The organism is Fictibacillus phosphorivorans (assembly GCF_001629705.1).
GTDB classification, from domain to species: domain Bacteria; phylum Bacillota; class Bacilli; order Bacillales; family Fictibacillaceae; genus Fictibacillus; species Fictibacillus phosphorivorans_A.
The window spans coordinates 1,690,561-1,705,183 of record NZ_CP015378.1; the positions used below are offsets into that span (position 1 = coordinate 1,690,561).

Here is a 14,623-nt window from a genome sequence, read left to right on the forward strand (position 1 = left end):
TCATGTATCGATGGTTAATTAGTCTTTTTACAGCAGTTTGTCTCTCGCTTGTACCATATAGTGTACAAGCGGAAGGCAGCAGTTCAGGGAAAAGTGTTTATGACACCATAAATAAATCGGATCAAAAGGGTGATAAGGAAAAAGCACCAGCAACTAATAGCCCTGATAGTCCAGAGAGCGAAAGCACATTCATGATGCTTGTTAAGCTCGTGTTTATGCTTGGTATCGTTTTAGCGATCTTGTTTTTTGTTTTACGATTTATTCAAAGGAAATCTGTTAGTTTTCAAGATGGTAAAAACATTCAGTCCTTGGGAGGAATCGGAATCGGACAGAATCGTTCCGTACAGCTGATCAAAACAGGTAATTCTGTCTTGGTGGTAGGTGTTGGAGATTCGGTAACGCTCCTAAAAGAGATTACAGATGAAGATGAAGTTCAAATGATGCTCGATCAACGTCCGTCTCAAAACGTTTCAACGATGACAAATCAATTGAAATTAAAATGGCTTAAAAATAGAAACGAAGAGTCTAGTAACACTTCGGCCGAAAAAGGGACAAAAGATCAGACTCAAAGCTTTAAGAACATGCTTCAATCGATCGTTCAAGATAAGAAGAATCAGCAAAAAGAACTGCAGAGAGTGCTTGAGAAAGGGAAACATCATGAATGAATTTATTCCTGGATTAGACTTGGATTTTATTAATAATAGCGATCCAGCGAACATGGAAACTACGATTCAGCTGTTGCTGCTCTTAACAGTCCTTTCGCTTGCTCCAAGTATCTTAATTCTTATGACTTGTTTTACGAGGATAATTATTGTCTTATCTTTTGTTCGAACTTCATTAGCGACGCAGCAGATGCCGCCTAACCAAGTTTTGGTTGGTATCGCACTGTTCTTAACTTTTTTTATCATGGCGCCAGTGATGCATGAGGTAAATAAAGAGGCGGTCCAGCCGTTAGTAAAAGGTGAGATCTCTCAAGAAGAAGCGTTTGATAAAGGAAGTCTTCCGATCAAAGAATTCATGGCAAAACATACACGTCAGAAAGATCTGATGCTGTTTATGGAATATGCGGGTGCGAAGAAGCCAGAAAGTATTAAAGATATTCCTTTAACGACACTTGTTCCTGCGTTTGCGATCAGTGAATTAAAGACAGCTTTTCAGATTGGGTTCATGATATTTGTACCGTTCTTGATCATTGATATGGTCGTTGCGTCTATTTTAATGGCTATGGGGATGATGATGCTACCGCCCGTTATGATATCACTGCCATTTAAAATCTTGTTATTCGTACTGGTTGATGGCTGGTACCTCATCGTTAAATCATTGCTATTAAGCTATTAGGGCAGGTGGAAACATGGATTCTCAATTTGTCATTTCTTTAGCAGAAAAAGGGGTATACATGACCTTGCTTTTGTGCGGTCCGCTCATGTTACTAGCGCTGATCGTAGGTTTGATCGTCAGTATATTTCAAGCAACAACACAGATTCAAGAACAAACACTAGCGTTTATACCAAAGATTGTTGCCGTGTTAGTAGGCCTTGTATTTTTCGGACCTTGGATGCTTTCTCAAATACTAGGTTTTACATCAAATATATTTCAAAATTTACACACTTATATAGGATGATGAAATGGTAGATTTAGTTGCTTTCCCTGCTTTTTTATTAATCCTAACTAGAGTATCGGCATTTTTTTTAACAATTCCTGTGTTTTCCAATAAAAATTTACCTGTGATGCACAAAATAGGATTATCCCTATTTTTATCATGGATCATGTTGTACGCTGTTGACCCAAAACCAATACCGTTAGATGGTACATTTTTTCTGTTAATCATTAAAGAAGCGATGGTAGGACTTACGATCGGATTTATTGCAGCAATCATCTTCTACGCGATTCAAGTTGCTGGTGGATTTATTGATCTTCAGATGGGTTTTGCGATCGCGAACGTTTTTGATCCGCAAACAGGCATTCAGACTCCATTGATGGGTAGGTATCTGTATACGTTTGCTATTCTATTCTTGTTAGCAACAGATGCTCATCACATGTTACTCGACGGTATCTTTTATAGTTATCAATTCTTACCCATTGATTCAGCCATATCTAACTTTGGAGATGGTGGGATCATGAGATTTGTACTAAGTGTGTTCTCAGGAATGTTCTTAGTTGCTCTGCAGATGGCGATTCCTATCGTTGGCACGTTGTTTTTAGCCGACCTTGCACTTGGGATCGTAGCCAGAACGGTACCTCAGATGAACATCTTTGTTATCGGTCTGCCGGTGAAGATCTTGATTGCTCTTGTGTTGTTCTTAGTCGTAATGCCCGCATTCTTTGTATCTGTTCAGATGCTGGTCGATCAGATGCGTGACAGCATGATTAACTTAATGGAATTGTTGGGAGCGTAAGTCAATGAGATATCCAATGCAACTACAATACTTTTCAGGAGAAAAAACGGAAAAAGCAACACCGAAAAAAAGGCAGGAGAGTAGAAAAAAAGGTCAAGTAGCCAAAAGCGCTGACATCAATGCTGCACTTGTGCTGTTTGCATCCGTCATGTTTCTGTCCTTTATGGGAAGTTGGATGGGTCAACGATTACTTCACCTTTTCACATACAGTTTAGATAAGAAACTACTATACAACGTAACGGAGTCTAGTATTCCTAAACTGTTTTGGGAGCTGTCTCTTGAAGTAGCGATCATCATAGCACCTGTTATGATTGCGGCTATGGTCGCGGGTGTTTTAGGAAACTATTTGCAAGTTGGCTTTTTATTATCAACAGAGGCGATTCAGATGAAGCTTGAACGGATCAATCCGTTATCTGGATTTAAAAGAATATACTCGGTGCGAGCTCTCGTTGAACTATCTAAATCATTGCTTAAGATTCTATTAATCGGTGGTGTAACTTTTTTTATCCTGTGGAGTGAACGAGATATCTATTTAAGAATGAGCTTAGTGAGTATTGAATCCTCACTTCCTGTATTCGGAGGACTTGCGGTCAAGATGGGCTTTGCAGCTTCACTCGTTTTACTTTTTCTTGCGTTTCTTGATTATATGTACCAAAAATACGATTTTGAAAAAAATATTAGGATGTCTAAACAAGATATCAAAGACGAATATAAAAAATCTGAAGGTGATCCTAAGATAAAAGGGAAGATCAAGGAAAAACAAAGACAGATGGCTATGAGGCGAATGATGCAAGAAGTGCCAAAAGCAGATGTTATCATCACAAATCCTACACATTATGCGATCTGCTTAAAGTATGACGATAACAGCATGGATGCTCCAGTAGTAGTGGCAAAGGGAGTAGATCTGATCGCTCAACGCATAAAAGAGATCGCAAAAGAGCATAACGTAGCGGTTGTAGAAAACAAACCTCTAGCAAGAACGCTGTACGCCCGTGTCGAGATCGGGCATGTGATTCCGGAAGATCTGTTTAAAGCAGTAGCTGAAATTTTAGCCTTTGTATACCGTGTAAAGAAAAAAGCGTAAGGAATGAATAGGAGAGTTTACAGATGAAAGCTAGAGACATGAGTGTTTTAGCAGGCGTTATTCTTATTATCGCCATGCTCGTCATACCAATGCCAACGTTTATGTTGGACTTCTTAATCATAACGAATATATCTCTGGCACTTTTAATCATATTGATTGCCATGAACACAACACAGCCTCTCCAATTTTCTATATTTCCGTCATTGTTATTATTAGTGACGCTTTTTAGACTAGGGCTAAACGTTTCGACAACGAGAAGCATCCTTTCAACAGGAGATGCCGGAAACGTTGTACATACTTTCGGTGAATTTGTTGTAGGTGGGAATATACTTGTTGGTATCGTAGTATTTTTCATTCTAATTATTATTCAATTTATCGTAATTACGAAAGGATCTGAACGTGTATCGGAAGTTGCTGCAAGGTTTACACTTGATGCGATGCCTGGTAAGCAGATGAGCATCGATGCAGATTTAAATGCTGGTATGATTTCAGATCGGGAAGCGAAAGAAAGACGTGAAACGATTGAACGCGAAGCAGATTTTTACGGAGCGATGGATGGAGCGAGTAAATTTGTTAAAGGTGATGCTATAGCTGGTATTATCATCGTCTTGATCAATATGTTGTTCGGAATCATCATCGGAATGCTTCAGATGGGCCTCAGTTTTGGTGAGAGTGCAGAATTGTTTACAAGAATGACCGTTGGTGATGGATTGGTGTCGCAGATTCCAGCACTCATCATTTCTACAGCGACAGGAATTATTGTGACACGTGCGGCTTCAGAAGGAAACTTAGGGTTTGATATCAGCAAACAATTGCTTGCGTATCCTGTCATGCTTTTTGTAGCTGGAGGAACGATCATCATGCTTGGGTTGTTCACACCGATCAATGACTTTTTTACGATTACGATCGGAGGAATTTTAGCAATCGGCGGCTATCTTCTATTAAAAGCAGAACGTGAACAAAAAGTAAAAGAAGAAGTGGTGGAAGAAGATATACAGACAGAACAGCTGAAAAGCCCTGAATCTGTTGTGAACCTTCTGCAGATCGATCCGATTGAATTTGAATTTGGCTACAGTCTAATACCATTAGCAGACACTTCGCAAGGCGGTGACCTGTTGGATAGGATCGTTATGATCAGAAGACAGCTTGCATTAGAACTTGGAATGATCGTACCCGTCGTTCGGATACGAGACAACATCCAGCTTCAGCCGAATGAGTACAGAATAAAAATAAAAGGCAGTCAAGTCGCAAAAGGTGAGTTGCTGTTGGATCATTATTTAGCGATGAGTCCAGGAATTGATGATGAAGAGGTACAAGGTATAGAAACGATGGAACCAGCATTTGGTCTGCCGGCCATCTGGATCGGTGAAGAGATGAAAGAACGAGCTGAATACTCAGGATACACGGTTGTGGATCCGCCTTCAGTCGTCTCAACACATTTGACAGAAGTAATAAAGAAACACGCACACGAACTGATTGGAAGACAAGAAACAAAGCAACTTGTAGACCACTTAAAAGAATCGTATCCAGCTATTGTAGAGGAAGTAACGCCAGATGCGCTTACGATCGGAGAAGTTCAAAAAGTTTTATCTAAACTTTTACGTGAGCGTATATCGATTCGTAACTTAGCGGTAATTTTTGAAACGTTGGCTGATTTCGCAAAGATGACAAAAGATACAGATCTTTTGACAGAGTATGTTAGACAAGGCTTATCCAGACAGATATCAAAAAGCTATGCGAATGAAAATGAACCTCTGCATGTCATCACACTTGGAGGGTCAGTAGAAAAGAAGATAGCGGATGCTGTTCAGCAGACGGAACATGGCAACTACCTGTCTTTAGATCCACAAGATTCTCAATCGATCTTTGACAGCATCACATCTGAACTGGAATCGGGGCGAAGTTTTGACCAATCGGTAGTTCTCTTATGTTCACCAGCAGTAAGGATGTACGTGAGACAACTGATTGAGCGCTATCTTCCGGACGTAGCGGTTTTATCATACAACGAGTTAGAACCTGAGCTAGAAGTGAAAAGTGTAGGGGTGGTGAACATCTGATGAAGGTAAAGAAGTATACAGCACAGAACTTGCCAGAAGCTATGAAATTAGTAAGAGCAGATCTGGGCAGCGGTGCGGTCATATTAAATACAAGAGAGGTTCAAGTTGGCGGATTCTTTGGATTCTTTACTAAGAAAAATGTCGAGATTTTCGCTGGATTGGATCAAGACGTAGATTATCAGCAAACAAAGAATCAAAACAAGAATAGTGTGAGGAATCAGCAACCTGAGTTTAAAGAAGAGGATCTAACAATGGAGATTCGTCAACTAAAGAAGATGGTTCACACATTGACTGTACAATCAAAAACTCCAGAAGATACAGCGCCATTTATTAAAGAGTGGGAAGCTTTTCTTGTAAACCAAGAAGTAGACTCAACGATTCTTGAAGAACTCATTCCTTCTTTATCTACTAAATATGAAAGTCTTGATGAAATAGAAAGAGACAGCTATGACTGGAATACGTGGATCAGCAGCTATCTAAGTGCAAGAATGGCTAAAAGTGAGTTTGGTGGCTTTCATTACGAATCAAAATTCTTAAACTTGATCGGACCGACGGGTGTTGGTAAAACAACAACGATAGCTAAGATTGGAGCAAAAGCGGTTTTAAAGGATGGTAAGAAAGTGGCGTTTATTACAACTGATACTTATCGGATCGCAGCTATCGATCAACTTAAAACATACGCTGAAATATTAAACATTCCATGTGAGGTTGCTTATACCGCAGATGATTTTAAGAAAGCTAAAGAGAAGTTCGAAGATTATGACCTAGTTCTTGTAGATTCTGCAGGAAGAAATTTCTTAAACCGTTTTTATATTGAAGAACTACAAAGAATCATCCATTTTGATAAAGATATGAAAAACTATCTCGTCCTTTCATTAACTTCCAAATATCGAGATATGGAAACCATCTATAGTCAGTTTAAGAGTTTACCTGTTCATAAGGTGATATTTACGAAGAAAGATGAAACGAAGACTTACGGTTCTTTATTGAATCTTGCAATCTTAAACAGTGTACCTGTCGGCTATGTTACAAATGGCCAGAATGTCCCTGATGATATGTTTGAGGCTGACGCGGATGAACTTATTCAGACGTTATTAAAGGAAAAGACTCATCATGCTTGATCAAGCGATAAGCCTTCGAAAACAATTGGTCTCTGCCTCTTCAAACAGTGCGCGAGTCATCTCTGTAGTCAGTGGGAAAGGTGGCGTCGGTAAAACGAATGTTACGGTGAATCTTGCCCTATCGTTAGTAACGATGGGAAAGCGCGTATTAGTATTAGATCTTGATATAGGTATGGGCAATGTAGATTTAATTCTTGGTAGAAGATCTCACAAGCATATGATGGATATGCTACAGAATCAATTATCCGTTTGGGAGATTATCGAAGAGGGTAAAGACGGCCTTCATACGATTGCAGGCGGGAGGAATTTAGGTTCTCTTACAAGTATAACGGATCAAATGTTGGTCCACTTTATGAAACAACTAGAAGAACTAGAAAGGTTTTATGATTTTATATTTTTAGACATGGGTGCAGGCGCAACGGAAACCGCTTTAAAGTTTGTGCTCTCAAGCCATGAAGTATTGGTGATCGCTACACCTGAGATCACCTCACTAACCGATGCCTATTCTATGATGAAATTCATCTATATAAAAGATAAGGACCTTCCCTTCTATTTAGTTATCAACCGTTATGAAAATTCAAGAGAAGGAAGAGATACGGTTGAAAAATTAAGGCATGTTTGTAAACAGTTCTTACAAAAAGATTTGATCTGTTTAGGTAAGATACCGATGGATCAGGATGTATTACATGCTGTGAAAAAACAGATTCCCTTTTCTATACACAAACCATCATCACAAGCTTCCAAAGCTGTCTATCAGTTAGCGGAATCGTATGTTGGTACGGTGAAACAGCAAGAAGTATCTTATAAGTCTTTCATCAGCAAGTTAAAGTCATTTTTCAAAGAAAGGTAGATGCTGCATGAAACAGATCAGAGTGCTAATTGTGGATGATTCTGCCTTTATGAGGAAACTGATCAAAGAGTTCTTAAGTGAAGATCCTAGGATTAAGGTGATTGATTCAGCCAGAAACGGACAGGAAGCAATTGATAAAACACTAAAATTAAAACCAGATGTTGTCACGATGGATGTTGAAATGCCAATCTTAAATGGCATTGAAGCTGCAAGAACGATCATGGAGAACTGCCCAGTTCCAATCATCATGCTATCGAGTACAACAAAAGTGGGTGCAGAAAATACGATCCTAGCTATGGAAGCAGGAGCTATTGATTTTATCGCTAAGCCATCGGGTGCGATATCCTTAGATTTACATAAAGTAAGGAATAGTTTAGTAGAAAAAGTGATCACGTCTTCAAAAGCAAATATCGCAACAAAAGTGGCTAGAGCGCCATATCATCATGAAAACAAAATACAGAAGAGCGTTTCAAAGACAGAGCATAAAAACAAGCTTGTCTTAATCGGTACATCTACAGGCGGTCCTAGAGCGTTACAGCAAGTGATAACAAAGCTACCCTTGGATTTAGACGCACCCGTAGTTGTCGTACAGCATATGCCTGCAGGGTTTACAAGATCGTTAGCAGATCGATTGAATTCACTATCAAACGTTGCTGTAAAAGAGGCGGAAGATCATGAGTTGTTACAAAAAGGTTATGTATACATCGCACCAGGTGGTTTTCATGTACGACTATACGAAAAAATGGGGCGATTGTACGTCTCGTTACATAAAGATGATCCCGTAGGCGGACATCGACCAGCAGTTAACGTACTGTTCAGGTCTGCAAGTAAACTTAAAGACTACCAAAAAGTTGCTGTTATCATGACGGGTATGGGCTCAGATGGCACAGAGGGTATCATCGATTTAAAAGAAGCGGGTTCAACGGTAGTTATTGCAGAAGCAGAAGAATCCTGCATTGTTTATGGAATGCCAAAGGCCGCGGTTCTTTCAAAAAAGGTAGATGAAGTCGTTCATTTAGAGTCAATCGGATCAGCTATTCAAAACCATTTGTAAAATAGGGGGAAGTATACGATGGAAATGACACAATATCTCGACATATTCATTGAAGAAAGCAAAGAACATTTACAGTCTATTAATCAACAAGCACTCCTGCTAGAAAAATCACCTGGAGAACTTTCAATTGTAAATGAGATTTTCCGTTCTGCTCATACGTTAAAAGGAATGTCAGCTACGATGGGTTATGAAGACCTTGCTAACCTAACTCATTGTATGGAAAATGTTCTTGATGCAATTCGTAATAACAAGTTAGAAGTTTCTTCTTCGGTTTTAGATGTACTCTTCGCTTCACTTGATCACTTAGAAGCGATGGTGGTGGAAATTTCAGAAGGCGGTAGCGGTAAACGAGATGTCACTGACACAGTGAAAGAGTTAGAGGCGCTGGAAAAGGGAGAAATTTCACAGACGATTCAAGCCGAATCAAAAAATGCAGCAGGTTCATTACAAGATTATGATCAATATGAAAAACAGATCATTATTCAATCAAAAGAACAAGGATTTCATGCATACGAGCTATCGATCTCATTAAGAGAAGACTGTATTTTAAAAGCTGCTAGAGTGTATATGGTGTTTGAAGTGATCGAACAGATCGGGGAGATCATTAAAACGTTACCAGCGGTAGATATGCTAGAAACAGAACAATTTGGAACACATTTTACGCTTTCCATCCTTACGAAAGAGTCTGCGGAAAACGTTAAAGAACGTATCTTAAAAGTTTCTGAGATTGATGCAGTAGAAGTGATTGATATAAAGGCGGATCAACTCAACATATCTTCAAATTCCGAGAATGAAGAGAATAACAAATTAGTGCATCAAGAAGTGTCACCACAACCAGTTAAAAACGGTGAAGCCCAGCAAGCTTCAAATACGAGTAGCAGCGGAAAAACCATTCGCGTCAATATCGAGAGGCTTGATCAGCTCATGAACTTATTTGAAGAACTTGTCATTGACCGTGGTCGACTTGAAGAGATTTCGAAATCATTGAAGAGCCTGGAGCTAAATGAGACTGTTGAACGAATGTCTCGTGTGTCAGGAGATCTGCAAAATATTATCTTGACGATGAGAATGGTTCCAGTAGAACAAGTATTCAATCGCTTCCCAAGAATGATCAGAGGTCTAGCTAAAGATCTTGGTAAAAAAGTTAACCTCGAGATCGTAGGAGCAGAAACTGAACTTGATCGAACCGTAATCGATGAGATCGGTGATCCGCTTGTTCACTTGCTTCGAAACTCGATTGATCATGGCATCGAAAACCCTGAGGTCCGTTCTTCGAAAGGTAAAAATGAAACAGGTACCATCTATTTAAGAGCTTTTCATAGCGGCAATCATGTGTTTATCGAGATACAAGATGATGGAGCGGGTATTAATAAACAAAAAGTATTAAGTAAAGCAATCGAAAATGGAATCCTCACGAAAGAGATATCTGAAAATTTGACCGATAAACAGTGTTTTGAATTATTGTTCGCTTCAGGCTTCTCTACAGCTGATGTTGTTTCTGACATCTCGGGACGTGGAGTAGGATTAGATGTGGTAAAAAATAAAATCGAGTCGTTAGGTGGTTCTATCGCTGTCGATTCAACGGAAGGGTCAGGAACGATCTTTTCCATACAGCTTCCTCTGACTCTATCGATCATGTCTGTCATGCTCGTTGAAATCAGTCGTGAGAAATACGCGATTCCTTTATCATCAATCATTGAAACAGCCATCATTAGACAAGAAGAAATTCTTTCTGCCCACAATCAAAAAGTGATTGATTTTAGAGGTAAAGTGGTACCTCTTGTTAACATGAAAGACATTTTTGAAGTTCCTGGTTCAACGGAATCGAATCTGCACGTTCCTGTAGTCGTAGTTAGAAAAGGAGATAAGATGGCAGCGTTAGTTGTTGATTCATTTATAGGACAGCAAGAGATCGTCTTGAAATCACTAGGTCAGTATTTAACTTCGGTATTTGCTATCTCTGGTGCAACGATTCTAGGAGATGGACAAGTGGCGTTAATTCTCGATTGCAATGCACTCATAAAATAAGGTGGTTAATCATGATGAATGAAGAAAAAGTAATCATATTTCAATTGAAAGATGAAGAGTATGCAGTACCTGTTCAGCACGTGAAATCGATCGAAAGAATGCAACCGATCACTAGAATTCCAAGAACGGCTTCTTTTGTAAAAGGAGTTATAAATTTAAGAGGTGTCGTTACTCCAATTATCGACCTGCGTTCTCGATTCGAAATTGAAGAAGTAAGCCACACGGATACGACACGGATCATTATTGTATCAGTAGGGACGATCGAAGCTGGGCTAATTGTAGATGCAGCGAACGATGTAATCGATCTTGATAAAGAATCGATCGAGCCTCCACCTGAAGTGGTAGGTGGTGTTGATGCTGAGTATATTCGTGGAGTAGCAAAGATTGAGAAACGACTATTGATCTTGCTTGACCTTGTTAAGGTTTTGAATCCAGAAAAACTAGACGTACAACCCGTTAAGGAGAGTATCCAATAAGATGGATTTTCTCAAAATTCAGCCTATCCATCTGGATGTCTTACGTGAGATCGGAAACATTGGAGCAGGACATGCAGCTACAGCTTTGTCGACGATGCTGAACAAAGCTGTTGATATGAAGGTCCCTTCCGTGAATGTCATCTCTTTTGAAGAAATATCTGAGATGGTCGGCGGAGCAGAGAACGTTGTGGCTTCTGTTTTCTTGAGAATCGTAGGGGATGCTCCCGGATGTATGTTCTTCATGCTTCCCGTTGAGCAAGCTGAGCAGCTGTTAGAAGATTTATTAGTCGGTCAAACCGTGAATCTAACGAGCGGAGATGATTCTGACATCTCATTATCTGCTCTTCAGGAAGTAGGTAACATTCTATCAGGATCATATCTAACTTCGTTCTCTGATTTTACGGGGCTGAATTTACAGCCGTCTGTACCTGCAACAAGCATTGACATGGCTGGAGCGATCTTAAGTTTTGGACTTTTGGAAATATCTACTGTAAGTGATTATGCCATTGTTATCGATACAGCTTTTACAGATATAGAAAGACAAGACGAAGTAAAAGGTCACTTTTTTCTGTTGCCTGACCCTCTATCCTTCTCGAAAATTTTTCATGCATTAGGAGTTCCGTTGGATGAGTGAAATCATAAAGGTGGGAATCGCAGATATTAACCTCGTTTCTCCTCCAAACATAATTAGAACAACAGGTCTTGGTTCATGTGTAGGCGTCATACTTTATGATCAAGTTGAAAAAATTGCAGGGATGGCGCATATCATGCTTCCGGATTCGTCACTTTCAAAAACTCCTACGTTGAATGAGGGTAAGTATGCGGATACCGCAATTAAGAGTCTTTATGACATGCTGATCAAGAGTGGTGCTAATGGAAAAGGCTTAAAAGCAAAGATTGCTGGGGGCGCACAGATGTTTAAGTTCACCTCCGGAAGTGAAATGATGCGAATTGGTCCAAGAAACGTTGAACGTGTTAAAGAAGAGCTATCAGCTCTAAAGATTCCTTTGTTAGCAAGTGATGTAGGAGGTTCTAGCGGAAGGACGATCGAGTTCAACCCTGAGAACACGTTATTAACGATAAAAACGGTTAATGCAGGAACAAAGGTCATATAAAAACCAAAAAAAACGAGGAGGATTACCATGACGGAGCCATCTTTATTAGAAGAACAATCTTGCTGGGAAAAGTGGAACACGAGTCGTGATCGAGAAGCAGGTGACGAACTGATGCGTGCTTACTTACCACTTGTCAATTATCACGTACAACGTATATCGGTTGGTTTGCCTAAAAGTGTTAACAAAGATGAACTCCGATCCCTCGGTATGCTAGGGTTGTACGATGCTCTAAAAAAGTTTGAGCCTGAAAGAGACCTGAAGTTTGATACTTACGCTTCATTTCGGATACGTGGCGCTATTTTAGACGGTTTACGAAGAGAAGATTGGCTTCCGAGAAGTTTAAGAGAAAAAACAAAAAAAGTGGAAGCGGCCATTGAAAGATTGGAACAAGAAAATCTTCGTTCCGTCAGCGCAAGAGAAGTTGCTGATGAATTAGGGTACTCAGAAAATGAAGTAACAACCGTTATGTCTGAAAGTTTTCTTGCTAACGTTTTATCCATTGACGAAGAGAACAAAGAAACAGAAAGTCGTGAAAAAGTTAGTTACACGATTGAAGATAAAAAAGCAATCACACCCGAAAATAGTTTACTTCAAGAAGAACTTCACGGTGAGCTTGCATTAGTAATCAAAGAATTGTCTGAGAAAGAACAGCTTGTAGTAAGTTTGTTCTACTTCGAGGAATTAACATTAACTGAAATCGGACAAGTACTTGGTCTATCTACATCCAGAATATCTCAAATACACTCAAAAGCACTCTTTAGAATTCGACAGGTTCTACAACGATATATGTAAGGAGTAGGGATATGGATCAATGGTTTCATATAAAATTTGAGAATCGTGAAACAGTAGCACTCTTACAAAAAAACGGAGTTGAAATCCCATCTGGTGAAGTCACGTATTCTAAACTGCTAGCTTGGATCGAATCTAAAGGAATACGACATGGAATTCGAAATGAAGTATTGAGTTTAGTGGTTGAAAATCTAAATCGTTTTGTTTTCCCTGGTGAGATCGCAAAAGGGAAACTCCCGAAAGATGGAGAGTCTGCAAGACTTATTCCATCTTTCACAAATGAGAAGAAGCTAGATACAAACGAGAATGAGAAGCTAGATTTTAAACGACTTTTTACAATTCCTACAGCTGAGTTCGGAGAGATCTTAGCAAGGAAACAAAACGCGACAGAAGGCATAGCAGGAATAAGTGTTTTTGGAAAAGTGATACCTGCAAAAAAAGGTAAAGATTTAGTAGTAAAAAATGGTGAGAATACCGTTTATAACGAAAGTGAGAAATGTGTCTATGCATCAGCAAGTGGAGAGGTTACGTTCCAAAATAATTGTGTAAACATTTATCCTGTTTATCGAGTAGATGGTGATGTTTCCTTAAAGACCGGTCATATTGATTTTGTTGGAAATGTTCACATAACCGGTGATGTACCTTCAGGGTTTAAAATAAATGCAAAAGGTGATGTTCGAGTCGAAGGCGTCGTTGAAGCAGCTGATATTATTTCTGACGGAAGCGTTGTGATCGGTGGCGGTGTTTTAGGTCAAGGTAAAGGTTCGGTTCGTTGTGGTGGGGATTTCACTTCCCTTTATATTAGTCAAGGAAATGTATACGCGAGAGGAAACATAATGGTAGCACAAACGATCCTTCACAGCCATTGTGAGGCGGAATCTTACATTACATGTACGAGTGGAAAAGGAAATATATCGGGTGGCACCTGTATTGCAGGAAACGGAATCTCAGCAAATAACATAGGAAACGAAACAAACTCCAAAACGTTATTATACATAAAAACAAATGATAGAATGGATAAAGAAATCATACATCATGAACAAAAAATTCTTGAATTAGAAAAAAATTTAGAAAAATTAACTCATTTAAAAAGCGTTTTGATTCAAAAAAATACAGAGCAACAAACGATTAATAGAATTATAAATACGATTTCTCAATCGAAACTGGAGATGACTAACCATCGAGCGGAAATCGAAAAAAGTAAAAATACTTTAAAATCTTCTATTCATATTAACAGCACCCTTCATCCTAATGTAGAGATCGCGATCGGAAAGTATAAACGAAAGATTCAATCTCCATACACGGCTGCAAAAGTATTTTTAGAAGAAAAGGAAATTGTTGTTCACACGCTATAAGAATAGGATGTGGATGCTGTGAGTCTTAAATTAATCGAGCTCCAAGTGGCAATTCCAAGAACTCTTGATGCTTCAAAAGAAAGCGTTGATCTCATGAACAGAGGACTTCTTCAACAACAACATACTTCAGAAGAAATACGAAAAAAAGACAAGAAAGAAGCAGAACGGGTCAATCAAAAAGAAGCGACTGAATCTGGTTTATTTCAAACAAATGATCAGCATCAGCAAGAAAAGACGAGTTCTAAGAGTTCGAATCATCCTTATAAAGGAAGTAAAATTGATTATTCAGGTTAGGATG

General features: G+C 39.2%; 16 protein-coding genes. All 16 read left to right on the forward strand.

Annotation, left to right across the window (positions count from 1 at the left end; genetic code table 11):
* The first annotated feature begins 2 nt into the window (after positions 1 to 2).
* Genes ABE65_RS08685 through ABE65_RS08760 form a run of 16 tightly spaced genes read left to right on the forward strand, consistent with a single transcriptional unit; the run spans position 3 to position 14,619 of the window.
* On the forward strand, positions 3 to 665 hold the full coding sequence (locus ABE65_RS08685) for a flagellar biosynthetic protein FliO (RefSeq protein ID WP_066393682.1): 663 nt from the start codon (positions 3 to 5) through the stop codon (positions 663 to 665).
* On the forward strand, positions 658 to 1,338 hold the full coding sequence (fliP, locus tag ABE65_RS08690; RefSeq protein WP_066393684.1) for a flagellar type III secretion system pore protein FliP: 681 nt from the start codon (positions 658 to 660) through the stop codon (positions 1,336 to 1,338). Before ABE65_RS08685 ends, fliP begins: the two co-directional genes overlap by 8 nt.
* Positions 1,339 to 1,351: 13 nt before the next feature.
* Complete coding sequence (fliQ, locus tag ABE65_RS08695; protein WP_066393686.1) at positions 1,352 to 1,621, forward strand: flagellar biosynthesis protein FliQ; 270 nt, start codon at positions 1,352 to 1,354, stop codon at positions 1,619 to 1,621.
* A 4-nt stretch (positions 1,622 to 1,625) separates the two neighbouring features.
* Positions 1,626 to 2,396, forward strand: a complete 771-nt coding sequence (fliR, locus tag ABE65_RS08700; RefSeq protein ID WP_066393690.1) for a flagellar biosynthetic protein FliR — start codon at positions 1,626 to 1,628, stop codon at positions 2,394 to 2,396.
* Between the two features lie 4 nt (positions 2,397 to 2,400).
* Entirely contained in the window at positions 2,401 to 3,480 is a 1,080-nt protein-coding gene (gene flhB, locus ABE65_RS08705) for a flagellar biosynthesis protein FlhB (RefSeq protein ID WP_066393694.1), read from the forward strand.
* Positions 3,481 to 3,503: 23 nt separating this feature from the next.
* Complete coding sequence (flhA, locus tag ABE65_RS08710; RefSeq protein WP_066393696.1) at positions 3,504 to 5,537, forward strand: flagellar biosynthesis protein FlhA; 2,034 nt, start codon at positions 3,504 to 3,506, stop codon at positions 5,535 to 5,537.
* The gene (gene flhF, locus ABE65_RS08715; RefSeq protein ID WP_066393699.1) at positions 5,537 to 6,658 is read left to right on the forward strand and encodes a flagellar biosynthesis GTPase FlhF; all 1,122 of its coding nucleotides are present in this window, start codon (positions 5,537 to 5,539) and stop codon (positions 6,656 to 6,658) included. The genes flhA and flhF overlap by 1 nt, the downstream gene beginning before the upstream one ends.
* On the forward strand, positions 6,651 to 7,508 hold the full coding sequence (locus ABE65_RS08720; RefSeq protein WP_066393701.1) for a MinD/ParA family protein: 858 nt from the start codon (positions 6,651 to 6,653) through the stop codon (positions 7,506 to 7,508). The genes flhF and ABE65_RS08720 overlap by 8 nt, the downstream gene beginning before the upstream one ends.
* A gap of 7 nt (positions 7,509 to 7,515) precedes the next feature.
* Positions 7,516 to 8,562: a protein-glutamate methylesterase/protein-glutamine glutaminase gene (locus ABE65_RS08725; RefSeq protein ID WP_066393703.1), complete on the forward strand. Its 1,047-nt coding sequence runs from the start codon at positions 7,516 to 7,518 to the stop codon at positions 8,560 to 8,562.
* Between the two features lie 18 nt (positions 8,563 to 8,580).
* On the forward strand, positions 8,581 to 10,590 hold the full coding sequence (locus tag ABE65_RS08730; protein WP_066393706.1) for a chemotaxis protein CheA: 2,010 nt from the start codon (positions 8,581 to 8,583) through the stop codon (positions 10,588 to 10,590).
* A gap of 11 nt (positions 10,591 to 10,601) precedes the next feature.
* The gene (locus ABE65_RS08735) at positions 10,602 to 11,066 is read left to right on the forward strand and encodes a chemotaxis protein CheW (RefSeq protein WP_066393707.1); all 465 of its coding nucleotides are present in this window, start codon (positions 10,602 to 10,604) and stop codon (positions 11,064 to 11,066) included.
* A gap of 1 nt (position 11,067) precedes the next feature.
* The gene (locus ABE65_RS08740; protein WP_066393708.1) at positions 11,068 to 11,700 is read left to right on the forward strand and encodes a chemotaxis protein CheC; all 633 of its coding nucleotides are present in this window, start codon (positions 11,068 to 11,070) and stop codon (positions 11,698 to 11,700) included.
* Complete coding sequence (locus ABE65_RS08745; RefSeq protein WP_066393710.1) at positions 11,693 to 12,181, forward strand: chemotaxis protein CheD; 489 nt, start codon at positions 11,693 to 11,695, stop codon at positions 12,179 to 12,181. The genes ABE65_RS08740 and ABE65_RS08745 overlap by 8 nt, the downstream gene beginning before the upstream one ends.
* Before the next feature lie 27 nt (positions 12,182 to 12,208).
* Entirely contained in the window at positions 12,209 to 12,973 is a 765-nt protein-coding gene (locus ABE65_RS08750) for a FliA/WhiG family RNA polymerase sigma factor (RefSeq protein WP_066393712.1), read from the forward strand.
* A gap of 11 nt (positions 12,974 to 12,984) precedes the next feature.
* A complete protein-coding gene (locus ABE65_RS08755; protein WP_066393714.1) occupies positions 12,985 to 14,325 on the forward strand; it encodes a flagellar assembly protein A in 1,341 nt (446 codons plus the stop codon).
* An 18-nt stretch (positions 14,326 to 14,343) separates the two neighbouring features.
* Positions 14,344 to 14,619, forward strand: coding sequence for a hypothetical protein (locus tag ABE65_RS08760; protein WP_066393716.1), 276 nt, complete (start codon positions 14,344 to 14,346; stop codon positions 14,617 to 14,619).
* The last annotated feature ends 4 nt before the right edge of the window (positions 14,620 to 14,623 follow it).